Source organism: Butyrivibrio hungatei DSM 14810 (assembly GCF_900143205.1).
Lineage (GTDB): Bacteria > Bacillota > Clostridia > Lachnospirales > Lachnospiraceae > Butyrivibrio > Butyrivibrio hungatei.
This window is the reverse complement of sequence record NZ_FRDH01000006.1, coordinates 160896-187103: the sequence shown is the minus strand read 5'-3', so window position 1 is coordinate 187103 and position 26208 is coordinate 160896. Positions and strand designations below refer to the sequence as shown.

General features: G+C 43.0%; 19 protein-coding genes and 1 riboswitch. Of the genes, 13 read left to right on the top strand and 6 right to left on the bottom strand.

Annotated elements, in window-relative coordinates; all coding sequences use genetic code 11:
- Positions 1–35: 35 nt before the first annotated feature.
- From BUA02_RS08705 to clpX, 3 genes are all read left to right on the top strand, one after another.
- A complete protein-coding gene (locus BUA02_RS08705) occupies positions 36–305 on the top strand; it encodes a hypothetical protein (RefSeq protein ID WP_071175040.1) in 270 nt (89 codons plus the stop codon).
- A gap of 95 nt (positions 306–400) precedes the next feature.
- Entirely contained in the window at positions 401–1996 is a 1596-nt protein-coding gene (locus tag BUA02_RS08700; RefSeq protein ID WP_072702930.1) for a S1C family serine protease, read from the top strand.
- Between the two features lie 18 nt (positions 1997–2014).
- A complete protein-coding gene (gene clpX / locus BUA02_RS08695; protein WP_072702927.1) occupies positions 2015–3544 on the top strand; it encodes an ATP-dependent Clp protease ATP-binding subunit ClpX in 1530 nt (509 codons plus the stop codon).
- Positions 3545–3597: 53 nt separating this feature from the next.
- On the opposite strand, the gene arcC is transcribed toward clpX, so the two are convergent.
- Positions 3598–4536 (bottom strand): carbamate kinase, encoded by a 939-nt coding sequence (gene arcC / locus BUA02_RS08690; RefSeq protein WP_072702924.1) that lies wholly within the window; start codon positions 4534–4536, stop codon positions 3598–3600.
- Between the two features lie 172 nt (positions 4537–4708).
- Here arcC and BUA02_RS08685 point away from each other — a divergent pair, with 172 nt between their 5' ends.
- On the top strand, positions 4709–6079 hold the full coding sequence (locus tag BUA02_RS08685; RefSeq protein ID WP_072702921.1) for an MATE family efflux transporter: 1371 nt from the start codon (positions 4709–4711) through the stop codon (positions 6077–6079).
- Positions 6080–6139: 60 nt separating this feature from the next.
- On the opposite strand, the gene BUA02_RS08680 is transcribed toward BUA02_RS08685, so the two are convergent.
- From BUA02_RS08680 to BUA02_RS08665, 4 genes are read right to left on the bottom strand one after another with little or no spacing between them, the layout of a single operon-like run.
- Positions 6140–8065 (bottom strand): glycoside hydrolase family 2 protein, encoded by a 1926-nt coding sequence (locus BUA02_RS08680; protein WP_072702918.1) that lies wholly within the window; start codon positions 8063–8065, stop codon positions 6140–6142.
- 15 nt (positions 8066–8080) lie between these two features.
- Complete coding sequence (locus BUA02_RS08675; RefSeq protein WP_072702915.1) at positions 8081–8809, bottom strand: DUF975 family protein; 729 nt, start codon at positions 8807–8809, stop codon at positions 8081–8083.
- Positions 8810–8834: 25 nt separating this feature from the next.
- Entirely contained in the window at positions 8835–9329 is a 495-nt protein-coding gene (locus tag BUA02_RS08670) for a hypothetical protein (RefSeq protein ID WP_072702912.1), read from the bottom strand.
- Between the two features lie 27 nt (positions 9330–9356).
- Entirely contained in the window at positions 9357–9770 is a 414-nt protein-coding gene (locus BUA02_RS08665; protein ID WP_071175048.1) for a DUF4190 domain-containing protein, read from the bottom strand.
- Positions 9771–9976: 206 nt separating this feature from the next.
- On the opposite strand from BUA02_RS08665, the gene BUA02_RS08660 reads away from it, so the two are divergent.
- The 5 genes from BUA02_RS08660 to metK all read left to right on the top strand — a co-directional run bounded on the left by BUA02_RS08660 (position 9977) and on the right by metK (position 18273).
- The gene (locus BUA02_RS08660; RefSeq protein ID WP_072702910.1) at positions 9977–12649 is read left to right on the top strand and encodes a Tex family protein; all 2673 of its coding nucleotides are present in this window, start codon (positions 9977–9979) and stop codon (positions 12647–12649) included.
- 159 nt (positions 12650–12808) lie between these two features.
- Complete coding sequence (locus BUA02_RS08655; protein ID WP_072702906.1) at positions 12809–14647, top strand: WG repeat-containing protein; 1839 nt, start codon at positions 12809–12811, stop codon at positions 14645–14647.
- Positions 14644–15222 (top strand): hypothetical protein, encoded by a 579-nt coding sequence (locus BUA02_RS08650; protein WP_072702902.1) that lies wholly within the window; start codon positions 14644–14646, stop codon positions 15220–15222. Before BUA02_RS08655 ends, BUA02_RS08650 begins: the two co-directional genes overlap by 4 nt.
- 68 nt (positions 15223–15290) lie before the next feature.
- Positions 15291–16760 (top strand): xylulokinase, encoded by a 1470-nt coding sequence (gene xylB / locus BUA02_RS08645; protein WP_072702899.1) that lies wholly within the window; start codon positions 15291–15293, stop codon positions 16758–16760.
- 120 nt (positions 16761–16880) lie between these two features.
- Positions 16881–16999: riboswitch (SAM riboswitch) on the top strand.
- Between the two features lie 83 nt (positions 17000–17082).
- Complete coding sequence (metK, locus tag BUA02_RS08640) at positions 17083–18273, top strand: methionine adenosyltransferase (RefSeq protein ID WP_071175053.1); 1191 nt, start codon at positions 17083–17085, stop codon at positions 18271–18273.
- 276 nt (positions 18274–18549) lie between these two features.
- Here the strand turns inward: metK and BUA02_RS08635 are convergent, their stop codons facing one another.
- A complete protein-coding gene (locus tag BUA02_RS08635) occupies positions 18550–22089 on the bottom strand; it encodes a DNA polymerase III subunit alpha (protein WP_072702896.1) in 3540 nt (1179 codons plus the stop codon).
- Between the two features lie 161 nt (positions 22090–22250).
- On the opposite strand from BUA02_RS08635, the gene pfkA reads away from it, so the two are divergent.
- The 4 genes from pfkA to BUA02_RS08615 all read left to right on the top strand — a co-directional run bounded on the left by pfkA (position 22251) and on the right by BUA02_RS08615 (position 26196).
- Positions 22251–23219, top strand: coding sequence for a 6-phosphofructokinase (pfkA, locus tag BUA02_RS08630; RefSeq protein WP_071175055.1), 969 nt, complete (start codon positions 22251–22253; stop codon positions 23217–23219).
- Between the two features lie 119 nt (positions 23220–23338).
- On the top strand, positions 23339–24142 hold the full coding sequence (locus BUA02_RS08625) for a TrmH family RNA methyltransferase (protein ID WP_071175056.1): 804 nt from the start codon (positions 23339–23341) through the stop codon (positions 24140–24142).
- A gap of 1 nt (position 24143) precedes the next feature.
- Positions 24144–24938: a pyrroline-5-carboxylate reductase gene (gene proC, locus BUA02_RS08620; RefSeq protein WP_071175057.1), complete on the top strand. Its 795-nt coding sequence runs from the start codon at positions 24144–24146 to the stop codon at positions 24936–24938.
- Positions 24939–25083: 145 nt separating this feature from the next.
- On the top strand, positions 25084–26196 hold the full coding sequence (locus BUA02_RS08615) for a cell wall hydrolase (protein ID WP_072702893.1): 1113 nt from the start codon (positions 25084–25086) through the stop codon (positions 26194–26196).
- The last annotated feature ends 12 nt before the right edge of the window (positions 26197–26208 follow it).

Below are 26208 nucleotides of genomic sequence, written 5' to 3'. Positions count from 1 at the left end.
TTATGAAAAGAACTTTAACAAGGCGGTATTTATCTATGTTTAGAATGTGGTGCAGAGTTATTGATGATAACCACTTGATCAAGGATACAGTAATATGCGATGAGACTTATGACAAAAGAACTCACAAAATAATGAACGCCCTTGAAAAGGCGTGCTATGAATTTGACCTTCCAAAGCCTATTTGGCTGGACCCAATAGTCAAAGATTTTCAGCTTCATAATAAATGCAGGTTCTATCAGGACTCTTTTATCGAGGAAATAGATTTCGACTATCTGGAAATACAGGTTTTAGAAGAAGATTATTAATTCTAATATTATTTTTTTATTATAAATTCAACACAATTCCGTCACAGAATGAAACTATACTAAAGCCATAATTTGAAAGGAAGAAGGTATGACCTATGTTTGAAGAAGAAAACAAGCCAGGTACAAACAGCAACCCTTACAACAATTATAGTTATGGAAATGGATATATGGGGAATAGCTCACAGAATTCTTACAGCTATGGTAACGGGCAACAGAGCTATGGAACTTATCAATATAGCTCCAATGGCAACATGAATTCTGGGGCAACAAATCAGAAGCCTGCGCCAAAGAAAAGAAATACAGCAGGCATCGCAGTAGCAATTATAGTAGCAATAGCTCTTTTGACTGGTGGCATTGGAGCAGGCTACTACGCAGTAACAAATAGACCAGAACTCTTTGCTAGTGTCAAAGATGGTTCCAAGCAGGTCGAGGAAACTCAGGAAGAAGCTCAGGACGAGACAGCAAAAGAGGAAGCTGCAGCAGAAGAGGCTACCAAGGCTGCTGAAGATGTAGCTGAGGAAGAGAGCAAGATTCAGACTACAACAGTAGCTGGAGAAATTAAGGCAGTAGTTACTGATGTTACAGGTGTTGTTTCAGAAGTAATGCCAGCAATGGTAATCATTCATAACAACTATACAGCTTCTCAGAACTACTTTGGATATGTTCAGGAACAGGAAGCACAGGCTTCAGGTAGTGGTATCATCGTAGGTCAGAATGATACTGAGCTTTTAATTGCAACTAACTACCATGTTATCGAAGGCGCAGATTCATTGGAAGTTATCTTTACAGATGATGCTTCAGTTCAGGCGGTTGTCAAAGGAACTGATCAGGATATGGATCTTGCAGTTATAGCAGTTATGCTTGATGACATTTCATCAGATACCCTTGATTCCATCAAGGTAGCAACTCTTGGAGACAGCGATTCACTCAAGCTTGGCGAGCCAGCCATTGCAATCGGTAACGCTCTTGGATATGGCCAGTCAGTTACAACAGGCGTAATTTCAGCTGTTAACAGAGAAGTTGAGATTTCTGAGGGCGCATATCAGACATTTATCCAGACAGATGCAGCAATAAACCCAGGTAACTCAGGTGGTGCACTTCTTAATATATCTGGTGAAGTAATCGGTATCAATTCTAACAAGATCGGCGGAGAGACAATTGAAGGTATGGGCTATGCAATTCCTATTTCAGTTGCACGTCCTATCATCGACAAGCTCATGAATGAAGAGACCAAGGTAAAGGTTTCTGATGAAGAGAGAGGATATCTTGGAATTTCAGGTGTGACAGTTACATCATCAGTATCTCAGATGTATGGACTTCCACTTGGTATCTATGTTGCAGAAGTTGCTGATGGCGGTGGAGCTCAGGCAGCTGGCATGCAGAAGGGCGATGTCATCGTTGGCTTTGAGGGTGACGAGATCACATCAATGGATGAGCTTCAGAACAAGCTTGCGTACTATTCAGCCGGTACAACAGTAAAGGTTACTGTTAAAAGAGCTAACGGCGCAGAATATAATGAGATCACTATGGACCTTACACTTGGCAAGGCTATGACTGATTCTAATGCAACAAATGGAAGCGGCAATTCTGGAAATGGCAATGGTTCTGGAAACGGCAATAATGGCGGCAGTATAGACCAGCAGCCAGCCGGCGATCCAAATGCTAAGAGCGGTCAGGGTAGCGGTCACTAATATTTTAATGAGGTATATATGGCAGGAAACAGAGACGACGAATTTGATTTCAGAGAGATAAAAGAGGGTGATGATGGCTCAGATGTTGTTGATACAACATCTGAGTCTTCTGATGCAACCAAAGAAAACGGCGACAAAACTGAATATGAAGATGTTTGTTTTGTGTGCAGACGTCCAGAGAGCAAGGCTGGTAAGATGTTCCATCTTCCAAACAATATCTGCATCTGTAATGACTGCATGCAAAAGACCATGGACACAGTCAGCCAGTTTGATTATCAGAACATGCTGAACAACCCAAATCTTATGAATGAACTCAACAAGAATACAAATGGGTTCCCGGGATTTGGTTTCTTTGGTATGGGTGATCAACCGTTTGGTGGCATTCCTAATTCACAGAAGATCAAGAAAAAGAGTGAGAGCAAGGTTAAGCCAGCTTTTGATATAAAGAATATCCCGGCTCCTCATAAGATCAAGGCTAAGCTTGATGAGTATGTCATCGGACAGGACCAGGCTAAGAAGGTAATGTCTGTTGCAGTTTATAATCACTACAAGAGAGTGGCTACAGATACAATGGATGATATTGAGATCGAGAAGTCTAATATCCTTCTTCTTGGACCAACAGGTAGTGGTAAGACTTATCTTGTTAAGACGCTTGCTAAGCTTCTTGATGTGCCTCTTGCTATTGCAGATGCCACATCACTTACAGAAGCTGGTTATATCGGTGATGATATAGAGAGCGTAGTTAGTAAGCTCCTTGCAGCTGCTGGCAATGATGTTGAGAAGACAGAGCACGGAATCATCTTTATTGATGAGATAGACAAGATCGCCAAGAAAAAGAATACTACAGCAAGAGATGTCAGCGGTGAATCAGTTCAGCAGGGAATGCTTAAGCTTCTCGAAGGATCAAATGTCGAAGTTCCTGTAGGAGCAGGCAGCAAGAACGCCATGGTTCCTCTTACAACTGTTAATACCAGAAATATTCTTTTCATCTGCGGAGGTGCTTTCCCTGACCTTGAGGAGATCATTACCCAGAGACTTAATAAGAAGACATCAATCGGATTTGATGCGGATCTTAAGGATAAGTATGAAGATGATCCAAATCTTCTTTCAAATGTCACAGTGGAAGATCTCAAGAAATTTGGTATGATCCCTGAGTTCCTCGGAAGACTTCCTATCATATGTACACTTCAGGCTCTTGATAAAGAGATGCTGATACAGATATTAAAAGAGCCAAAGAATGCGATCCTTAAGCAGTATCAGAAGCTTCTTGCACTAGATGAGGTTGATCTTCGCTTTGATGATTCAGCCCTTGAAGCTATAGCAGAGAAGGCTCTTGAAAAAGATACAGGAGCCAGAGCTCTTCGTGCCATTATAGAAGATTTCATGCTTGATATCATGTATGAAATCCCTAAGGATGAGAACATCGGAAGAGTAACTATTACTCGTGACTATATTGAAAAGAAAGCAAGTCCTTTGATCGAGATCAGAGGAGAGAGCTTCCAGCCTAGAATACCTCAGTTTAATACTGAAGCAGCAAAACAGGTTTAAAGACAAAATTAAAGCCTCACGCATTTGCGTGGGGCTTTATATAATAAAAGAAATTATTCAAAAGTAATGAATGTACCAGCCTTGCCCTTAAGAGCAGCATCAACAGAATCAAGTGATGTAATGAGAACTGATCCGTTGTGATTGGCTTCGAGGAATTCGATAGCAGCTTCAATCTTAGGAAGCATGTCGACTTCTCCAAACTCGCCAGTCTCAATATACTTCTTGGCGTCTGCTACGTTCATCTTGATGATCGGTTCCTGGTCTTCCTTCTGGAAGTTCTTGTACACATAAGGAACTGAAGTTAAGATGATGAGTCTGTCTACTTTGAGGTCTGCTGCAAGCTTGCCTGCAATAGCATCCTTTTCAATTACGGCAGATGCACCTTTAAGGGTATGTCCCTGCTGAATAACAGGGATTCCGCCACCGCCGCAAGCGATAACTTCCTGACCGGCATCCACAAGAGTTCTGATAGCATCGATCTCAACGATGTCGATTGGCTTAGGAGCTGCAATGATCCTCTTGTATCCGTTTCCAGGAATCTCTTTTACGAAGTTACCTTTTTTTACCTCATTATCTGCGTCTTCCTTGGACATATTACGACCAATCTCCTTGGTAGGAGCGTAGAAAGCTTCGTCATAAGGATCAACTGTAACCTGTGTAAGGATTGTGCTGACTGGTTTATAGATTCCGCGTTTTGTGAGCTCTGTCTTGAGTGAGTTCTGAATATCATAGCCAACGTAACCCTGGCTCATGGCACTGCAGACACACATAGGAGCTGAAGTGTAATCTATATACATTCTGTGAAGTTCGGTCATAGCCTTATGGATCATGCTGACCTGTGGACCATTACTGTGAGTGATGACCAGCTGATAGCCGGCCTCTACAAGATCTGCAAGAGCTTTACCAGTGAGCTGTGTGGCAGCTCTCTGTTCCATGGTGTTGACACCAAGGGCTTCATGACCTAGAGAAACAACTGCTTTGATATTATCCATTTTGTCCTCGTTCCCGCACTATATCTGTGCTAGTAAGATACGACTATTGTACAATAATTGCACTATTTTTGGAAGTTTCCTCCTAAAAATATACTTGATATTTTATCAAAATGTAGTAGACTATCTCAGTACCAAAAAACATGTTCGATATTTTGAAAGAATGGTTTAAAACATGCAAAAAAGTAGTAATGTAAAAGACTTAACTGTAGGAAATCCAATGTCTCTTATCTTTGGATTTGCGCTTTCTCTTTTGTGGGGAATGCTCTTCCAGCAGTTGTACAACATTATAGATACAGCTATTGTTTCCTGGTTCCTTGGCAAAGAGGCTTATTCAGGAATGGGTTCAACAGGCTCAATCAATTTCCTTATCATGGGATTTTGCATGGGAGTATGTAATGGATTTGCGATTCCTGTAGCTCAGAGATTTGGAGCCAAAGACTATAAGAGCATGCGTAAGTTTGTAACACACTCTATCATCCTCAGTGCTATATTCGCTCTAGTGATGACAGTTCTTGTCAGTGTTTTCTGTAGGCAGATCCTTACTGCTATGAAGACACCTGAGTCAGTTTTTGAATACGCATACATTTATATATTAGTAATATTTCTTGGAATTCCGGTTACATATATGTATAACCTTTTATCTGGAATCATCAGAGCTCTTGGAGACAGCAAGCACCCTGTTCAGTACCTGATCATCGGATCAGTTGTTAATATCGTTCTGGATATCGTGTTCATCGTTCCATTCCACTGGGGAATCTTTGGGGCGGCCTTTGCTACAGTTATTTCTCAGGGTATTTCAGGAGCCCTTTGCCTTATCTTTATTATTCGAAAGATAGATATCCTTCACTTACAGAAGGAAGACTGGGAGCTTGATAGACATCACTTCGTGATCCTTCTCAACATGGGTGTTCCAATGGGACTTCAGTATTCCATCACAGCTATTGGAAGTGTAATCCTTCAGATCGCCATTAACTCCCTTGGCGAAGATGCGATTGCTGCTGTTACCACAGCCAGCAAGGTTGCGATGTTCTTCTGTATTCCATTTGATGCCCTTGGATCAACAATGGCAACTTATGGCGGACAGAACGTTGGTGCCAAGAAGCTTGAGCACCTCCAGGACGGTCTTATCGCAGCCTGCAAGATTGGATGTGGCTATGCAATCTTAGCATTTGTAGTCCTTGCACTTTTTGGAAGACAGTTCTCAATGATATTCCTGGAGGCAGGAGATGTGGCATGCCTCGACAACGCCCACCTGTTCCTCTTTTATAACAGCTTATTCTATGTACCACTTGCTCTTGTAAACATTGTTAGATTCCTTATCCAGGGAATGGGATTTTCAATGTTTGCAGTACTTGCCGGAGTAATGGAAATGATCGGAAGGGGCGCAGTAGCCCTCCTCTTCGTTCCAAAATTCGGCTTTATAGCAATCTGTCTTGCAAGTCCAGCAGCCTGGATCCTTGCAGACGCCTTCCTGATACCAGCCTTCATCATGGTTCGTAACAGACTTAGACGAATCTTCCAAGGCCAGGTAGAAGTATATTAATTTAAAACCTCCAAGTGTTTCTCGCCCATGCCAGTCATGGGGTCACTTGGAGGTTTTTTGCTATTGATTCTTGAACCTTGTTAGAAGATGTGGATCAAGGTCTGGGTTGATCTTGGTGATCTTGCGGTCGTAGGTGATGAGACCGTTTACTTCTTCTTCTACGTCGCTGAGCTGGGTGTAGACTACACCGGCTAGGCCCTTTGAAACAAGAGGCATGACGCTTGAGTTCATGATGTTATAGTAGGCGACACCTAGGTCATCTAGAGTGTCGTATTTTTTGTATCCAAAAACGCGGTCTACACTGGAGTGACCCTGGATGTGGCAGGTCAGGCCACCAAATTCAGAGATGACGAAAGCTCTGTGGTTAGGATCATCTTCCACGGTAAGTGGACGGAAGTAGTTGTGTACACTTCTAAAGTCGCCGCTTCCTTCATCAAACCATCCGCTGGCCTGATCGATAGGTCTGGTGTCATCAAGGTCTTTTGCCATGATCGTGGCACCGGCTGCGTTGAACTGTCCCCAGCCTTCGTTGAACAGAACCCAGGTACCTATGCTAGGCACATTGTAGAGATAGCTGATGGTGTTCTGCATCTCCTGAAGCCATTCTCTGCGGCCATCTGCTGAATGCCTTGAAAATGCCTTGTAATAAGCAGGACCATCTGACATACGCCCAAACACCTTTGGGAAAAGAGTTGGAAGGTATGAAACTACTGGTTTAGCGTAGGATGAACCTCCGCTTACCATGTCCTGCCATACTATCATTCCAAGTCTGTCGCAGTGGTAGTACCAGCGAGCAGATTCAATCTTGATGTGCTTGCGCAGCATATTAAAGTGAAGTCTCTTCATTTCCTTGATATCAAAAATAAGAGCTTCATCTGAAGGTGCTGTATAAAGACCGTCTGGCCAATAGCCCTGGTCCAAAACTCCCATGAGGAAGTATGGTTTGTGATTTAAGCAAAAACGTCGGATGCCCTTTTCGTCGTCTTCTACAGTAAAAGAGCGCATTGCAAAATATGAGCTTACATGATCATCTGCTGTAGAAATCTGGATCGGATAAAGATAAGGATCTTCCGGGCTCCACAGATGAGGATCATCAATCTCAAACTTAAAGTTGTAGTAAGATGCAGGCCCCTGTGAGTGATCTACACTTGCACTTGGGTATGTATCTGATGAGTAGGAGAAGTCTCCAATAAAGAAATTTTCTATTGCATCATGTGATGCAGGAGACTTAACAAGCTCATGACCTGGAATCTTGACAGTTACCTGACTAGGAAGGTTTGTTGAAACCTCGATAGATACAGTCTTTAGGTCTTTTTCCGGTCTGATCCTAAGTTCCCTGATATAAGTAGCAGGAACTTCCTCCATCCAAACTGTCTGCCAAATGCCGCTTTGAGCGGTGTAGTACATTCCTCCTCTTCTCAGAGTCTGCTTGCCTCTGCTGTGGTAGGAAGAATCACTGGTGTCGCGGACCTTTACAACAAGAGTGTTGTTTTCAAAGGTCATGTTATCTGGTGTGTGATTGAGATAATCAGTGATATCCAGAGTAAATGGAAGATAGCCTCCGCCGTGGTATCCTACGTGATCTTCGTTTATATATATGTCTGCAAACTGATCCACTGCACCAAAGTGCAGGAGTATCCTTGAGCTTGGAGATTTCTTTTTTATTGTTGGGAGAGCTCTTTTGTACCAGAGAAACTGGTCCGGCTCAAGACGTCTTTCTACGCCTGAGAGCATTGCCTCAGGAGAAAAAGGCACAAGTATTATGCCCTCAAACTCTGATGGAATTTCATCCACTGAGTCAGGGGTAAAAGAATAATCCCAGTAGCCGTTGAGATTGATATAGCTGTCTCTTACAAACTGAGGTCTTGGATACTCCTTTAAAAGGTTATCCGGATCAATATTTTCGCCCCAAGGGGTGTAAAGGCGATTAAGGACATCGTCTTCGTGCGGCTTATCGATTGCTTTGATTGCATCAATTAAGTCCATATTTTACCATCCTTTTTATTCTGATTTCTTGGCCTTTAGCATTATAAGAGCTTGATAAAAAGCGGCAAGAGTGCCGTTTCTATAAACGTTTACCCAAAGAAGTGGAATTCCAAGCGTAAGTATTCCTAAGAGATATAAAGGAACAAATGTAAGGTTAAGTACCAGAAGTCTTAATCTGTAGCCGTTCATGATTCTGTGACTGGTTGCAAGGAGCTCTTTTGCTGATCTGTCAGGGAAATCATGGAGAAGATAAAAAGCCTGGGAATAGGTGATACGTATGTAAATGTTAACCACAAGCTCCACCAAAACAGCTAATAAGCTGAGCATGATGAGGTCTGATGATGGCCTGTTGGTCTGCCTCAAGAGATATATCAGGTATGAAGCTGGAAGACCAACAACAAAATCAATGATCACAAAAAATGCCTGAATGATAACAGCTTTTTCAGGGTTCTTTTTTAAACCAAAGAAAAGATCGCTTATTGAAACTGTCTGTGAATAAACGAGATTCATATAGAGGTATGTCTTGCCGGAAACAAGGATACCTATGAGAATATAGATAATGAGAACTATGAGTTCATTGATGATGAGCTGGACTACGTCGTTTGCTGTAAAGGTAGCGATAGCACTGACAAAAAAGACAATTACGGCATAGAGAATATCTGCTCCTATCAGGGTGCCATACTTATCAAGGGCCTGTTCCCTGACGAAGGCCTTAAGTTCTGATGTTGATTTAAGATTAGTCATTAAAAAGTTACACTCCCCAACATCCTCACACAGCCAGGTCTACATTGTTTCCCAGAAGTCCTTGTTTGTCCATGGACTTTCTTGCTTGCTGGTAAGGGTTTTCTTCGTTTGAATATTTTATCTTGGTTGCGGTTACTCCTCCGCTCACATAAGTACGTCCGCATTCTGGACATACAGCGGTCTTGAGAGATACTGATGCCTGCAATACCTTGCCGTTATGCTGGGCGGCATCTTTGTAGGCGTTACTAACATGCTCAGCCTCATGACCTCTGACTCTTGCTGCTGCGGCCTGAGGGCTGATGTGCTGGGCACTCTTAAAAGAAACCATCTCATCAGAACCGTCCTGGTACTTACGGTTCTTGCAGGTTTCACATTCTGCTGGAGATGAGAGCTTGCCTGGAGCTCTCTGGGTTGATTCATTTGGATTGAGGATTGGTTTACTGTCTGTAGCAGCCGCTGGGCTGTATGCCCCTGCTGAATATGCACCAAATCCGCTATTAACAGCACCGATAATACTCATAGGCACCTCTTTTCCCATGCTGATAGGTTATTGATCTGTGGTAACTCCCAGTTCCTTTAGCATGTCGTCAAAGCTCTCGCCATTCATCTGCTCTGACATCTGATTTAACTGCTCTCTGTAGGTAGGATCAGTTAAAACATGATAAAAACTTGATATTAAAACAAAGTAACCAACAACGATACCGATCGTTCCATAAATGATGCCTTTTTTGGCCTGTGGCAGGAGCTTTGGCTGTGAGCCTCTTGATAAAAGAGCCAGCACAACAGCGATACCGCCTAGGATAATGCCAATGTTCATAAAGAAACAAAATGGAACAGAAATAAGGCCTGTCACCATAGCAACTGTGGCCAGATTTACATGTCTATCAAGCTCGTTGTGAGTCATGTTGTAGTTGTAATTGTTGTAGTAGTACTTGTCGTCCCCGTTTTCGCTTCCGTTCATGGTACTCCTCTTAGTTCAATTAATTGTGCGCATAATACGACACCTATATCATAAATATACAATAAAATAGCTGTTTTTACAATGTTTCCAGCACTTCTAGAGGCTTGAAAACAGTGGGAATTCACTGCTATAATAGTGGAGTGTGTGGATTTATAAAAAATTCACGAAAAATTAACTTCAAGTTAAACCCATAATGTGAGGAAAGTATGGACATAGTATTAAAGATCAAAGAAGAACTTAAGGTGGAAAAATGGCAGGTAGAAGCTGCAGTCAAGCTTATTGACGAAGGTAATACCATCCCATTCATTTCACGTTACAGAAAGGAAGTTACAGGATCTCTTAACGATGAGCAGCTCCGTAATCTTGATGAGAGACTCAAGTACCTTAGAAGTCTTGAAGAGCGAAGAGAGCAGGTTCTTGCTTCTATCGAAGAACAGGGCAAGATGACTGATGAACTCAGAGCCAAGATCGTAGCAGCTGAGACCATGGTTGCTATCGAGGACCTTTACCTTCCATATAGACCAAAGAGAAAGACAAGAGCAAGTGTAGCCAGAGAGAAGGGACTTGAAGGTCTTTCAGAGATTCTTTTAGCTCAGGAAACGACCAAGCCTCTTCAGGAAGAAGCTGCAGCATTTGTTGATCCAGAAAAAGGTGTTAATGATCCAGCAGAAGCTCTTCAGGGCGCTATGGATATCATCGCTGAGGATGTATCTGACAACGCCGACTATCGTGCATACATCAGAGAAGTCACAATGGAACAGGGTATTCTCACCAGTAAGGCCAAGGATGAGAAGGCTCAGAGCGTATATGAGATGTACTACAACTACGAAGAGCCTGTTAAAAAAGTTCTAGGCCACAGAGTTCTTGCTCTTAACAGAGGAGAAGCTGAGAAGTTCCTTGTGGTCAAGATCGAAGCTCCAGAGGAGCAGATCCTTCAGTACCTCAACAAGAAGCTTTTAAAGAATGACAACCCTATTACAACTCCTGTTATCGAAGAAATCACACAGGATGCTTATGAGAGACTTATCGCTCCAGCTATCGAGCGTGATATCAGAAATGAGCTCACAGAGACCGCTGAAGACGGCGCTATCACAGTATTTGGCAAGAACCTCACACAGCTCCTCATGGCACCACCTATTGCTGGCAAGACAGTACTTGGTTGGGACCCTGCTTTCAGAACAGGTTGTAAGCTTGCTGTCGTAGATGCAACAGGAAAGGTCCTTGATACCAAGGTTATCTATCCTACAGCTCCACAGAACAAGGTAGAAGAAGCAAAAGCAGAGCTCAAAAAGCTCATTGATAAATATAATGTTGATCTTATTTCAGTTGGAAATGGTACTGCTTCAAGAGAGTCTGAGCAGGTTATCGTTGAGCTCATCAAAGAGCTTGATAGACCAGTTCAGTACGTTATCGTTAACGAGGCAGGTGCTTCTGTTTATTCAGCAAGTAAGCTTGCTACAGAGGAGTTCCCACAGTTTGATGTAGGACAGAGAAGTGCGGCATCTATTGCCAGAAGACTTCAGGATCCTCTTGCTGAGCTTGTTAAGATCGATCCTAAGTCAATCGGTGTTGGTCAGTACCAGCATGATATGAACCAGAAAAAGCTTGGCGAGACACTTGAAGGTGTCGTAGAAGACTGCGTAAATAAAGTAGGTGTAGATCTTAATACTGCTTCTGCACCACTTCTTCAGTATATTTCAGGTATTAGTAAGGTAATTGCCAAGAATATCGTAGATTATAGAGAAGAGAACGGTAAGTTTAAGAGCAGAAAAGAGCTTCTTCAAGTACCTAAGCTTGGACCCAAGGCATATGAGCAGTGCGCAGGATTCCTTAGAATCTCTGATGGCGAGAATCCTCTCGATGCCACAAGCGTTCATCCTGAGTCATATGATGCAACACTTAAGCTCATGGATAAGCTTGGAATCACCTTTGACGACGTAAGAGCAGCTCAGAAGAATGCAGCCAAGGCAGTTCTTGAAAAGCCTGCTCCAAAATCAGAAGATAAGCCACGTCCACCAAAGAAGCCAAAGCAGGTAGTCATCAAAAATACAAGCACAGCCATGGGAGCAGCCCTTGCAGCAGCTCTTGCGGGAAGTGATCTTGCAGTAGTAGATAACGGTTCAGGCAAAAAAGAAGCTCCTAAGGCTTCAAGTGAGGCAGCAACAAGCACAGTATCAGTTGGAACACTTTCTAAGAAGGTTTCGGAAGCAGACAAAAAGAAGCTTTCAGAGGAGCTTGGAATCGGTGAGATCACTCTTACAGATATTCTCTCTGAGCTTGAGAAACCTTCAAGAGACCCTCGTGAGAATATGCCTGCACCAATCCTTAGAAGTGATGTCCTTGATATGAAGGACCTTAAGCCTGGTATGGTACTTAAGGGAACAGTCAGAAACGTAATCGACTTTGGCTGTTTCGTAGATATAGGCGTTCATCAGGACGGACTTGTTCACATTTCACACATCACAGACAAGTTCATCAAGCACCCTCTTGAGGCAGTAAGTGTTGGGGATATCGTAGATGTTCAGGTCCTTGACGTTGAACTTGATAAAAAGAGAATTGCTCTTACCATGAAGATTGGTGATCCTGCCAAGGTTGCAGCAGAAGCAGCAGCCAGAGCAGCACAAAGACCTGCTCCAAAGGTGGTAAAAGAAGAAAAGAAAGCGGCTCCAAAGAAGACATCTGTAGTTGATCAGGTGGCAAAGGCAGCAGGAGTTACCAAGAAAGCAGCTCCAGCCAAGAAGCCAGCAACTAAGGCGGCTGCTCCTGCAGAGTCAAAGCCTACTACAAGCAAGGGTTTGGCATCAGAGGCTAAGCCAGCAGCACCTAAGACTTTCAAGAAAAAAGGCATTGTCATCTTTAGAGGAAATGCAAACGAATAAATAACGAACCAAAGGTGTGAGCCCTGGGGACGGGGTTAGTGGCTCATTTTTGTGAACAAATGAGCCACAACCTCCGTCCCTAGGGCTCACTTTGTGCAACAATGCAGGTTGCGCGTGTGTGTACTTTAGTGACAGAACTAATTTAAAGGAGTCTTGCTCATGAAGACGAAAGAAGAGCGAATCAAGAAAAATAGGATAATAGCTATAGTTTTTCTGTGCGCTGGAATACTTATGGCAGCGTTTATGATAATTCAAAATCAGATTACGAAAAAAGCTGATAATAGTGCCGCGGATGGCGTAACAGAGGCTGGCACATACAAGATTGACCTTGAAGGAAACATAGAATATAAGATCACTGATAAGAGTGAAAAGGATGATCCTGTTGTTGTAGAGTCTTTGAAAAAGGCAGATGTTAAACTCCCTGCAGATTTCTACAGGTTCTTATCAGCCAAAGAAACAGCTTTTACCGAAACTATCCACTACTTACGTGATGATAAGCTGGAAAACGGAGCATATGATTATGAGTGCGAAAAAGTAGATGAAGGCTGCTACATCCTGCGCAAAGGCGAAGAAGACAAATGCGGACTTACTGATGGCAGGGGAAATTGGATAGTAGAGCCTGAATATGGAACTATTTCATCAACTTACTATGAGGAGTATGGCTATCTTCAGCTGTATTTGCATTATTCAGGTGGACCCAGTGCCTTTGTTGACAGAAATGGTAACTGGATCATGGAGAAAGAGAAATATTACAACAGGCTCCATATATACCAGAAAGAATCTTTGATCGTGTTTAAGGATTTCACTTCTGACGGCGAACACTATGGTCTGTGTGATATCGATGGAAATGTAGTATTTGAAGTTACTGGGGAAGAAGTAAATGTACTAAAGGTTGGAAATACGGAATACTACCAGGTATTAGATCCTGATGGAAAAGTCAGACTGCTTGACCGTAATGGAAATGATGTTGTTGGCGGTGAAAATAGATCGGTCAATGCGTATAATGACTGCTTGATAGTACGTGATCAAGAAGGCAGATACTTTATCTGCGATGAGAAAGGTCAGCAGCTTACACCACACGAATATGATTCGCTTGATGGGATAGATTGTGATGATGCCGGACTTCTAATAGCTGAGAAAGAGGGTAAGAAAGGCATTATCGATACCAAAGGAAACACTGTCCTGGAAATAGGATACGCAGATATCCTGGACATTGAGCCAGCGGGAAATGTTGATGTGCCTTCTGACAAAAGAGCTTTTCTGGTAAAAACAGAAGATGGAAAAGTTGGAATTTATAATGTGAAAGAAGGCTTTACTATAGAGCCTCAGGATGAAACAGCTATTAACGGTGATAGTTATTATCACTACGACTATGATAATGAAGTCCTTTTCTTTTACTGTGATCATCTGAAATGTGTAGTGCTAAGATCAGACCACGAGCCTTTATATGTGGAGTGCAATGATATTTATGTGGGAGCAAAAGGCGTCTTTGTTGTGGAGGACTACTATAGCGGGATCAGAACCTACACGCTGCTGGATCTTGATGGAAATAAGATATATGCAGAACAGGCCGATAATGTTGATGTGACCTACATTGATGATAAATTATGCATATTGGTCACCAAGCCAGAGAAACAAGGTGGAGGCTACAAGATCGTCTATGATGGCAAGGTAACCTTTGAATGTGCAAAGGACAATATCAAAATAGACGATGAAAACACTCACGTTGCTTACGCTGTCTGCGATGACAATGGCAAATACGGACTGATAAATGCAAAAGGTGAACTTGTGCTGGACTATCAGTATGATGATATAGAAGTTGAATATGCAGTTATCTATAAACATGATCTTTACTACATAGTTAAGGATGCAGGAGAAAAATACGGAGTTATGGATGCTGACCTGAAATGGATATATGAGCCACAGTTTGATCATGTGGAGCCCAAGTATAATGGACTTGCAGTAACCTTAGAGAAAGGTCAGGAGATAGTGAAATGAAAAAAATTGATACATTGATGAACAAACTGCCCATTATCTATGCGCTTTTTATTCCAGTGAATTTTTATCTGCATATCCTGGGAGCGACAGTTTGTAATATCCATCCGGCTTTTTTTATAGTGCTGGACATCTTAAGGATACTGGTCATTGCCTTGTACGGGCACTATTTAGCTCTCAGATATGATGAATCAAAAAATGAAAAAGATGTCAGCAATATGTTTATGTTTGTGGCGGGGATAGCATTTTTGGCTTTTGTCTATAACACTGTAGTTTCACTTGGGCTTTCCTCTGTTACTCGCTCGGCAAATGAATCCATTATGGTAGCTGCTATGGTGTTAGAACTTGTGATAGAAACCATTGCCTTTTTTCACATTGCGAAACAGGATGCTAAGCTGATCACAGTAATATGGGTGAGTATCAATATTGCACTTGGGATAGTTGCTCTTGCAGACTTAAATGATCCAGGTAAAAGCGCGTTCTGGTATGTGATGATCGCACTTGTTGCAAGAGACCTTTATAAGGCGAGGATCATTTATTCACAAGAATTAGTTAATCAAAAGCAAGATGTGAAGTGAATACTTTATGGAGAATGACTATAATAGTAATATAATGTCAGTAGTATGGGACGATTAGGAGGTAAGGTATGCTTTATATTGGTGTAGATTTGGGGACTTCGTCCGTTAAGCTCGTTTTAATGGATGAAACAGGTAAGATTCACGGAACAACTTCAAGGGAATATCCTTTATTCTTTCCACATCCAGGCTGGTCAGAACAAAAGCCTGAGGATTGGTACACAGAGGCAATAACAGGTCTCAAGGAACTTCTAAAGGACGTAGATAAGTCACAGGTTGCAGGTATCAGCTTTGGCGGACAGATGCACGGTCTTGTAATCCTTGACGAGAACGATAGTGTAATCCGTCCTGCAATTCTTTGGAATGACGGCAGAACTCAGAAGCAGGTTGACTATCTCAACAATGAGATTGGAAAAGAGACTCTTTCTAAATATACTGCAAACATCGCATTTGCAGGATTTACAGCACCTAAGATTCTCTGGGTAAAAGAAAATGAGCCAGAGAACTTTAAGAAGATCAAAAAGATAATGCTTCCAAAGGATTATCTTGCATATAAGTTATCAGGAACATTCTGCACAGATTACTCTGATGCATCAGGAATGCTTCTTCTTGATGTTCAGAATCGTAAGTGGTCAAAAGAGATGTGCGACATCTGTGGTATTACAGAGGATATGCTTCCACAGCTCTTTGACAGCTTTGAGAAGGTTGGAACACTTAAGACTGAACTTGCTGCAGAGCTTGGACTTAAGGATAGCGTAGTGATCGCAGCAGGCGCTGGCGACAATGCTGCAGCTGCTGTAGGCACAGGAACAGTTGGAAACAACAAGTGCAATATTTCACTTGGAACAAGCGGAACAATCTTCATGTCATCAGACAGCTTTGCTGTTGATAGCAACAATGCACTTCACTCATTTGATCATGCTGATGGACACTTCCATCTCATGGGATGCATGCTCAGCGCAGCTAGCTGCAACAAGTGGTGGAATGATGAGATCTTAAAGACTAAGGACTATGCTGCAGAGCAGAAGGGAATCGAGAAGCTTGGTGAGAACCACGTATTCTTCCTTCCATACCTTATGGGTGAGAGATCTCCTTGGAACAATCCTAATGCTCGTGCAACCTTCACAGGTATCACAATGGATACAACAAGAGAGGATATGACACAGGCTGTCCTTGAAGGTGTTGCTTTCGCTACAAGAGATATGTATGAAGTAGCTAAGTCAATCGGCGTAGCACCTCAGAGAACAATGATCTGTGGTGGTGGTGCCAAGAGCCCTCTTTGGAGAAAGATGATCGCTAACATCCTCAACGTTGAAGTTGATGTCCCTGCTTGCGAAGAAGGACCTGGAATGGGCGGTGCTATGCTTGCTATGGTTGCTTGTGGAGCATACAAAACGGTAGAGGATGCGGCTGCAGCGATTGTTAAGGTTGATAAGACAGAGAAGCCTGATCCAGAGCTTGTTAAAAAATATGAGGCAAGATATCAGCAGTTTAAGACAATCTACCCAGCACTTGCCGAGACTTTTGACAAGATCATCTGATAAAAGAGCTTTATACAATATTTAGATAAATATTCTTATTTAGCCTATTGATTTTATTAATTGCATAGGGTAATATACAAGTCGGATATTCGATAGAGTATCTGTATAAATTTATAAATTCTCTTATTCAGAGTGGTGGAGGTACATAGGACCTGTGAAGCCACGGCAACCCCTTGATCATATCAGGAAGGTGCCAACCTGAGCGTGCAACTCCAGTAATGGAAGACGAGCAATAAGAGGATCTGATATGATAATCAGCTCCGTTTGTTTTGTTTATGCACGCAACAAAACAACGGAGCTTTTCTAATGAAAGGAAAACAGAATGGATAAGTTTATTTTCACATCCGAATCAGTAACAGAAGGACACCCAGACAAAATCTGCGATAACATCTCTGATGCTATCCTTGACGCCTGCATGGAGCAGGATCCTATGAGCCGTGTAGCTTGCGAGACAGCTGCATGTACAGGATTTGTTCTCATCACAGGTGAGATTACAACAAAGGCACACGTTGACTATGCCAAGATCGCTCGTGAGACAATCAAAGAGATTGGCTACGATGATTCAGCTAAGGGCTTTGATGGCAACACATGTGCAGTACTCGTAGCACTTGATCAGCAGTCAGCTGATATCGCTATGGGTGTTGATAAGGCTCTTGAGGCTAGAGAGAACCAGATGACTGATGAGCAGCTTGAAGCTATCGGTGCTGGTGACCAGGGTATGATGTTTGGTTACGCTACAAACGAGACAGACGATTACATGCCATATGCAATCAGCCTTGCACACAAGCTTACAAAGAAGCTTACAGAAGTTAGAAAGAACGGCACACTTCCATACCTCAGAGCAGATGGAAAGAGCCAGGTTTCAGTTGAGTATGATGAGAACGGTAAGGTAAAGAGACTTGAAGCTATCGTTATCTCAACTCAGCACGATGAGAAAGTTACACAGGAGCAGATCCACGCAGATATCAGAAAGCACGTTATCGATACTGTAGTTGATCTTTCACTTGTTGATGACAACACAAAGATCTACATCAACCCAACAGGACGTTTCGTAATCGGTGGACCTCAGGGTGATGCTGGTCTTACAGGACGTAAGATCATCGTTGATACTTACGGCGGAGCAGCTCGTCATGGCGGCGGAGCTTTCTCTGGTAAGGACTGCACAAAGGTTGACCGTTCAGCAGCTTACGCAGCTAGATACGTTGCAAAGAACATCGTTGCAGCAGGTCTTGCTGACAGAGCAGAGATCCAGCTTTCATATGCTATCGGTGTAGCACAGCCTACATCAATCCTTGTAGACACATTTGGAACAGGTAAGGTTTCTGATGAGAAGCTTACAGAGGCAGTTCGTAAGGTATTCGACCTTCGTCCAGCTGGTATCATCAAGATGCTTGACCTTCGTCGTCCAATCTACAAGCAGACAGCAGCTTACGGACACTTCGGACGTAACGACCTTAACCTTCCATGGGAGCAGACAAACAAAGTCGAGGAACTCAAGGCTGCTGTTAAATAATTTACGCTGTGACTTCAGGACGCTTAAGAAATAAATAATAGTTCTATTCACTTAGTATTTTTCTCAGTGATACATAAGACAATCTAAAAAACCTGAAATGATAAGTTTCACTTTGTTCAAAGCACTTATCATTTCAGGTTTTTATATTGTCATGTATCATCTGAAAAAAATAAATCGTTCATAGAACTATCATTTATTCTCTTAAGCTGTTCATGGAGAGAAAGCTTAACTGATATAATCCATATCTGTGAAATTGTGACATGGGTAGAGAGTTTATTATACTACCTGTATATTGTCGTTTCCGAAAGCATCTTTGAGCCTATCAATTAAGATCTTATCTGCCTTAACGGTGTAACCTCTACCAAGTTTTTTAACTTGCTTAGTATCTGTGAGATAAATAGCTACTTCATCTCTGCCGTCGCTAGTTGCGATGATTTTTTCAAGTTTCTGGCTCTTTTCCTCGTAGGAATCTTTGCTAGGGAATCTTATCCACACAGTCTTTGGAACTTCGTCAAATAGCGTCACCTTGCTGGCGATAAGTTTGGCGTCTCTATCTTCTTCTACGGATACGCGGCCTTCTATGAAGACCTTGGCATCTGCGTTGAGGCGTCCAGCGTTGGCTTCGTAGGTCTTAGGGAAGACGATAACTTCCACAGAACCAACAAGATCTTCCAATGTGATAAAGGCCATGATCTGGTCGTTTTTGGTGTACTTTATCTTTTTATCTATAATGATTCCGCCGATGGTTGCGTTTGCGTTGTCCTTAACAGCCGGCTCGCCAACTTCATCGTCCAGGAAAAAGTCTGCTGTAGTGTTTGTGATCTTCTTTTTCCACATAGCAATGTACTCTTCCAGAGGATGTCCAGAGATGTAGATTCCAAGCACATCTTTTTCGAATTCCAAAAGAAGGTCCTTTTGGAACTCTCCAACATCAGGAAGAGGAACTTCATACTGCTTTTTGTCTTGCTCGGAAGCAAGGTCGAAAAGTGACATCTGGCCAGCCATACTGTTGCGGCCATTTGAATGGAGCTGATCCATGATCTGGGCGTAAACAGTCATATGCTGTTTTCTGGTTCCTTCAAAGCAGTCGAATGCGCCGGCTTTTATGAAGTTTTCAACAGCTCTTTTGTTGATATCATTGTCGTTTCCGGACATTCGAGTCAGGAAATCGTTGAGGTTCTTAAACTTACCGTGAGCACGCCTCTCGCTCACTATAGCGGAGATAACAGGCCTTCCCACACCCTTGATAGCTGTAAGGGCGTATCTGATAGCCTTTTTCTTGCCAGGTGCTGTTGTGACTACAGCGCCGGGAATAGGAGTGTCACCCTCCCCAGCATCTATCTCAGTAACTGAGAATCCAGAATATCCCTCGTTTATATCAGGTGGTAAAAGAGTTATGTTCATATTCCTGCAGCTCATGATATAGCCCGAAACCTTGCCGGGATTATCAATTACTGAAGTCATAAGAGCTGCCATAAATTCGACAGGATAGTAGTATTTGAGCCAAGCTGTCTGAAGTGCAACCACTGCGTAGCAGGCAGCGTGTGATTTGTTGAAGGCGTACTTGGCAAAGTCCATCATGGAATCGTAGATCGCGTTGGCAACTTCAGGACTGATGCCCTTAGAAGCACAGCCAGGAACGTTCTCTTCAGAATTACCATTTACGAAATTGGCTCTCTCAACCTCCATGACATGCTGTTTCTTTTTGCTCATGGCACGTCTTACAAGATCAGCTCGGCCAAGAGTGTAGCCGCCAAGCTGCTGAACGATCTGCATAACCTGTTCCTGGTAAACGATACAACCGTAGGTAGGCTTCAGGATTGGCTCAAGCTCTGGTGTTAGATAGCTGATGGAACCGGCATCGTTTTTACCAGAGATGTATTTTGGAATAAAGTCCATAGGACCTGGACGGTACAGAGAAACTCCCGCAATGATATCCTCAAGGGATTGAGGCTTAAGTTCTTTCATGAAAGCCTGCATTCCGCCGGATTCAAGCTGGAATATACCGTCGCACTTGCCACTACCTATAGAAGCAAGAACCTTCTGGTCGTTGTAATCTATCTCATCTATATTAATGAAGTTTGCATCTCCAGGTTTGGCACCAAGAGAAGCGTTTGCATAATTAACAGCATCCTTGATAACAGTAAGAGTGCGCAGACCCAGGAAATCCATCTTGAGAAGTCCCAGCTCTTCTATAGTAGTCATGGTGAACTGGGTTGTGATGTTACCTTCTGCTGAACGTGACAGTGGAACAAGGTCTTCGGCTGGTGCCTGGCAGATAACGACGCCGGCAGCGTGAATTGAAGTATGTCTAGGAAGACCTTCAAGCTTCTGGCACATGTCGATGAGCTTGTGAACTGTAGGGTCAGTTTCGTAGCTGGTCCTAAGCTCGGGATTCATAGAAAGAGCCTTCTCTAGAGTAATGTTCAGCTCATTTGGGATCATCTTGGCAATCTGATCGCCATAGCTATAAGGAAGGTCCATAACTCTGGCAACGTCTCTGATAACACCCTTGGCTGCAAGTGTACCAAAGGTGATGATCTGAACAACCTTGTCAGCACCATATTTCTCAGTAACGTAATCTATAACATCCTGACGGCGCTCGTACTCGAAGTCCACGTCAATATCGGGCATGGATACACGCTCAGGATTAAGGAATCGCTCAAAGAGAAGATCATATTTGATAGGATCGATATTAGTGATGTGCATGCAGTAGGAAACAATACTACCAGCGGCAGATCCTCTGCCCGGGCCTACAGCGATGCCGTTTTCTCTACAGTAATTGATGTAGTCCCACACAATAAGGAAGTAATCTACATATCCCATCCTCTTGATGACGCCAAGCTCGTAATCAAGCTTATCCTTTAAGGTGCCATCATCGTCAGGATATCTCTCATGAAGACCATCGAGACAGAGCTTATTGAGGTATGTCCATGAATCATAGCCCTCTGGAACCTCGAAATGTGGGAGCTTGGTAACACCAAACTCAATCTCCACATTACATCTGTCAGCAATCTTTTGGGTATTGTCGATAGCTTCCTGTGCATATGGGAAAAGAGCTCTCATTTCCTCTTCACTCTTAACATAGTACTGGCCGCCTTCGTAACGCATTCTGTCTTCGTCGGTGACTTTTTTGCCAGTCTGTATGCATAAAAGAAGGTCGTGAGCTTCTGCATCATCAGCGTATGTATAGTGACAGTCGTTGGTAGCAACAAGAGGAATATCAAGCTCCTGAGAAAGAGCAAGAAGTGTGTTGTTGACCATGCGCTGCTCAGGGATACCATGATCCTGAAGTTCTAAAAAGAAATTTCCGTGACCAAAGATATTGTCGAGGCGGATAGCTGCTTCTTTTGCTGCGCCATTCTGACCCTTGATGATGTTCTTTGGTATCTCACCTGCAAGACAGGCAGAAAGAGCTATGACACCTTCGTGGTACTTTTCTAAAAGCTCCATGTCTACACGAGGTTTGTAGTAATAGCCCTCAGTGAAACCGCGGCTTACGATGTGTGAGAGGTTGGAGTAACCAATGTTGTTCTCAGCAAGGAGCACAAGGTGGTAGTATCTCTCATCGGAGACAGAAGTCTCCTTTTCAAAACGGGAACCCGGGGCAACGTAAACTTCGCATCCAAGGATAGGATTGATGCCTTCTTCCTTGCATGCCTTGTAAAAGTCAATGACACCGTACATTACACCGTGGTCAGTGATAGCTCCGGCGGTCATTCCAAGACTCTTAAGTCTTTTTACATATTCTTTTATCTTGTTTGAACCGTCCAAAAGACTGTATTCAGTATGGACGTGAAGATGTGTAAATGCCATTTGATTGCCCCAACAAAAATTATTTAAAATATTATATCATAAAGGAAAATATTATTGCAGACATTAGAAGTTTGCGCTAATATAATAAGTTAGGAATGATAATAAAATGACAATGTAAAGGTTGCTATGCAACATAAGAAGTAGGAATCGAGGAAAGAAAGATGGCAAAGCAGATCAAAACTATCGGTGTACTTACAAGTGGTGGAGATGCACCAGGAATGAACGCTGCAATCAGAGCAGTTGTACGCAAGTCATTAGCTAACGGACTTAAGGTTAAGGGTATCAAGAAGGGATACATGGGTCTTCTTAATGAAGAGATCATTGACATGGATAGACGTAGCGTATCTGATATCATCCAGCGCGGTGGTACAATTCTTGGAACAGCTCGTTGTATGGAGTTTACAACTCCTGAAGGACAGGCTAAGGGAGCAGAGATCTGCCGTAAGCATGGTATAGATGGTATGGTCGTTATCGGTGGTGACGGATCATATCGTGGAGCACAGAAGCTTTCAGCTCAGGGTATCAACACAGTAGGTATCCCAGGAACAATCGACCTTGATATTTCATGTACAGATTATACAATCGGTTTCGATACAGCTATCAACACAGCAATGGAAGCTATCGACAAGATCCGTGATACATCATCATCTCACGAGAGAGTTAGTATCGTAGAGGTTATGGGACGTAACGCCGGATATATCGCTCTTTGGTGCTCAATCGCCAACGGTGCAGATGATATCCTCCTTCCTGAGAAATATGATTACAATGAGCAGAGGATCATCGACAACATCATTGATAACCGTAAGAAAGGTAAGACACACCACATTATCGTAAACGCTGAGGGTATCGGACATTCAACATCAATGGCTCGTAGAATTGAGGCTGCTACAGGTCTTGAGACAAGAGCATCTATCCTTGGTTACATGCAGCGTGGTGGTAGCCCAACATGTAAGGACCGTGTATATGCATCAATGATGGGATGCTATGCAGCAGATATCCTTGCAGCTGGCAAGACTAACAGAGTAGTTAGTTACAGAAACGGTCAGTTCGTAGATTACGATATTGATGAGGCTCTTGCAATGAAGAAGAACATCAACGAGTACATGTACGAGATCGCTCGCATTCTTTAATCTGAATATATGTAAACTTAGCTGTTATCCTCGATTGAGGGTAACAGCTTTTTTTAATTTCTGCGTATTTTTTTGTGATATACTATACGTACAAAAAATAGAACGAAGGAAATAATTATATGATCACAAGTGTGAATAACGACAGAGTCCGCAAGGTTGTGACCTATATTCAGAAGAGTAAAGCCAGAAGAGAGGACGATGTCTTCGTAATAGAAGGCATGAAGATGCTCAGAGAGGTTCCTGTTCTTCAGGTTAGAGAAGTCTACGTAACCGGTAGATTTGTTGATAAAGCAAGTGAAGATGATAAAGAGATCCTTTGGAGATACGGTGCAGAGGAGGTTTCTGAGGATGTCATGAAGAAGATGGCAGATACTCAGACACCTCAAGGTGTTCTTGCGGTTGTATCCCAGTACCATTATACAGAAGAGGAAGTATTAGAAGGCTACAATCAGGGCAATGAAGGCGCAGCTCCACTCCTTCTTGTGCTTGAAAACATTCAGGATCCAGGCAATCTGGGAACAATGTTCAGATCAGGCGAGGGCGCAGGAGTTACAGGTGTGATCCTCAGTAAGGGAAGCGCAGACATCTACAGCCCAAAGGTTATCAGGTCCACCATGGGATCTATATTCAGAATGCCTTTTATATATGTAGATAATCTTCCAGAGATGGTCAAGAAGTTAGGTGATAGCGGTATCAGTACTTACGCTGCTCACTTAAAAGGAAAAAAGAATTACGACGAGTTCGATTATACAAAGCCAACAGCTTTTTTAATAGGAAATGAAGGAAACGGATTAACTAAAGAAACGGCTGATGCTGCTACAGATTACGTACTGATCCCTATGAAGGGTGAGGTAGAATCCATGAATGCGGCAACATCATCTGCAATACTCACATTTGAAGCATCAAGGCAGAGGAGGAGTTAATATGACAATCGGTTTTATTGGACTTGGAAACATGGCAAAGGCAATGATCGGCGGGATCCTTGAAAAGGGACTCATGGCGCCAAACGAGATCATTGGTACAGCTGCAACAGAGGAGACCAGAAAAAAGGTTGCTGACAAATTTGGCATTCAGGTTCGCACCTCTAATGAAGCAGTTGCCAAAGAAGCAGATATCATCATTCTGGCGGTTAAACCTCAGTATCTCAAGGTTGTGATTGCTGATATCATGGACAGCGTGGATGATAAAAAGCTTGTAGTCAGCATTGCTGCTGGAAAGACAATCAGCTGGCTTTCAAACGAGTTCGAAAAACCGGTAAAGCTCATCAGAGTTATGCCTAATACACCAGCCCTGGTAGGAGAAGGCTGCTCAGCTGTATGCAGAAATGATCTTTGCAGCGACGAAGACTATCACTTTGTAAAAGAGCTGCTTGAGAGCTTTGGTAAGGCTTACACAGTGCCAGAGAGCATGATGGATGTAGTAGTAGGTGTCAGTGGTTCATCACCTGCTTATGTATTTCTTTTCATAGAAGCAATGGCGGATGCTGCAGTTGAAGGCGGAATGCCACGTAAACAGGCATATGAGTTTGCAGCTCAGTCAGTTCTTGGAAGTGCCAAGATGGTTTTGGATACAGGTAAGCACCCTGGCGAATTGAAGGATATGGTATGCTCACCTGCCGGTACAACGATAGAAGCTGTACATGTTCTCGAACAGGAAGGATTTAGGGGAGCAGTCATGGATGCAGTAACTGCCTGCATTGAGAAGAGTAAGAGCCTCTGATTCGGGTTCAAAATTTGACAAAAATTTCGATTTTTGCTAATATCTGTTTCGGATATTTGCTTGACGGTAATAAGTCGCAATATATTCGTAATATTTACTTAGACGGTCGTTTGAGTAATACATACTTTTAGAGGTAAGCAAAGATATGAAAAAAGAATCACAGTTATCCACTAGGATAATGAGACTTATCATGTTTTGCGGTCTCATCTTGATTCTATTCGTTTCCCAGGGGTTAACAGCATATGCAGGAGGCGGCGCTACTTACGCCAGTTATTCTACAGGTATCTCCAGCATTGTTAGTCCTACTACACCACTTGGAATCGATAGAACAGCTACAGAAGTTAAGGTGGCAGAGAGCGTAGATAAGTCCTCAGATGCCAGTTCTTCTGCTTCATCTGAGTCTAAGGAATCTAAACTCGTCATGTCCAATGTAAGTCAGGCCATGAATATTCGAGAAGAGCCTGCAGAGGATGCGCAGAAGGTCGGAGTTCTATACAAGGACTGTGGCGGCAAGGTAATAGAGAGAAGAGATGGATGGACCAAGCTTCAGTCAGGTGACTTGATCGGTTGGGCCAAGGATGAGTATCTTCTTTTTGGAGAAGACGCTGAGAGCTTAGCAGCAGACGTTGGTAAGCAGCTGGTTACAAGCCAGAGCAGCGCACTCAATGTTAGATCAGAGGATTCAGAGGACGGGGAGGTCATCGGAGTTCTCGGAGAAAAAGCTTTCGTTGATATGATCGAGGATCTCGGCAATGGCTGGATCAGCGTAGATTACAACGACGAAGTAGGTTATGTTCAGGCTGAATATGTCACAACTGAGTTCAAGATCGACCAGGGTGAGACGATCGCAGCCATCAAGGTTCGTGAAGAGCAGGAAAAGAAATCGGCTCTTACAAAGAACACCGGCGCAGTTTCTGCTGATGCTGATGAAGTTAAGCTTCTGGCAGCACTTATCCAGTGCGAAGCAGGTAACCAGCCATATGAAGGAAGAGTAGCCGTAGGTGCGGTAGTTATGAACCGAGTTAAGAGCGGCGCTTATCCTAACACTATTTACAGTGTTATTTATGCATCAGGACAGTTTACACCAGCTATCAATGGTACAGTTGCCAAGGTTTATAACAGCGGCAACATCTACGATATGAACTACCAGGCAGCTGAGGCAGCTATTAACGGTGAGACAACTGTTGGTACAGCACTTCACTTCAGACGTATCAATGGTCATGAAGGAATCATTATCGGAGCGCATGTATTCTGGTAATATTCATCAAAG

Coding starts and splice junctions, on each gene's coding strand:
- BUA02_RS08705 (WP_071175040.1), top strand. CDS start 36: ATGTTTAGAATGTGGTGCAGAGTTATTGATGATAACCACTTGATCAAG.
- BUA02_RS08700 (WP_072702930.1), top strand. CDS start 401: ATGTTTGAAGAAGAAAACAAGCCAGGTACAAACAGCAACCCTTACAAC.
- clpX (WP_072702927.1), top strand. CDS start 2,015: ATGGCAGGAAACAGAGACGACGAATTTGATTTCAGAGAGATAAAAGAG.
- arcC (WP_072702924.1), bottom strand. CDS start 4,536: ATGGATAATATCAAAGCAGTTGTTTCTCTAGGTCATGAAGCCCTTGGT.
- BUA02_RS08685 (WP_072702921.1), top strand. CDS start 4,709: ATGCAAAAAAGTAGTAATGTAAAAGACTTAACTGTAGGAAATCCAATG.
- BUA02_RS08680 (WP_072702918.1), bottom strand. CDS start 8,065: ATGGACTTAATTGATGCAATCAAAGCAATCGATAAGCCGCACGAAGAC.
- BUA02_RS08675 (WP_072702915.1), bottom strand. CDS start 8,809: ATGACTAATCTTAAATCAACATCAGAACTTAAGGCCTTCGTCAGGGAA.
- BUA02_RS08670 (WP_072702912.1), bottom strand. CDS start 9,329: ATGAGTATTATCGGTGCTGTTAATAGCGGATTTGGTGCATATTCAGCA.
- BUA02_RS08665 (WP_071175048.1), bottom strand. CDS start 9,770: ATGAACGGAAGCGAAAACGGGGACGACAAGTACTACTACAACAATTAC.
- BUA02_RS08660 (WP_072702910.1), top strand. CDS start 9,977: ATGGACATAGTATTAAAGATCAAAGAAGAACTTAAGGTGGAAAAATGG.
- BUA02_RS08655 (WP_072702906.1), top strand. CDS start 12,809: ATGAAGACGAAAGAAGAGCGAATCAAGAAAAATAGGATAATAGCTATA.
- BUA02_RS08650 (WP_072702902.1), top strand. CDS start 14,644: ATGAAAAAAATTGATACATTGATGAACAAACTGCCCATTATCTATGCG.
- xylB (WP_072702899.1), top strand. CDS start 15,291: ATGCTTTATATTGGTGTAGATTTGGGGACTTCGTCCGTTAAGCTCGTT.
- metK (WP_071175053.1), top strand. CDS start 17,083: ATGGATAAGTTTATTTTCACATCCGAATCAGTAACAGAAGGACACCCA.
- BUA02_RS08635 (WP_072702896.1), bottom strand. CDS start 22,089: ATGGCATTTACACATCTTCACGTCCATACTGAATACAGTCTTTTGGAC.
- pfkA (WP_071175055.1), top strand. CDS start 22,251: ATGGCAAAGCAGATCAAAACTATCGGTGTACTTACAAGTGGTGGAGAT.
- BUA02_RS08625 (WP_071175056.1), top strand. CDS start 23,339: ATGATCACAAGTGTGAATAACGACAGAGTCCGCAAGGTTGTGACCTAT.
- proC (WP_071175057.1), top strand. CDS start 24,144: ATGACAATCGGTTTTATTGGACTTGGAAACATGGCAAAGGCAATGATC.
- BUA02_RS08615 (WP_072702893.1), top strand. CDS start 25,084: ATGAAAAAAGAATCACAGTTATCCACTAGGATAATGAGACTTATCATG.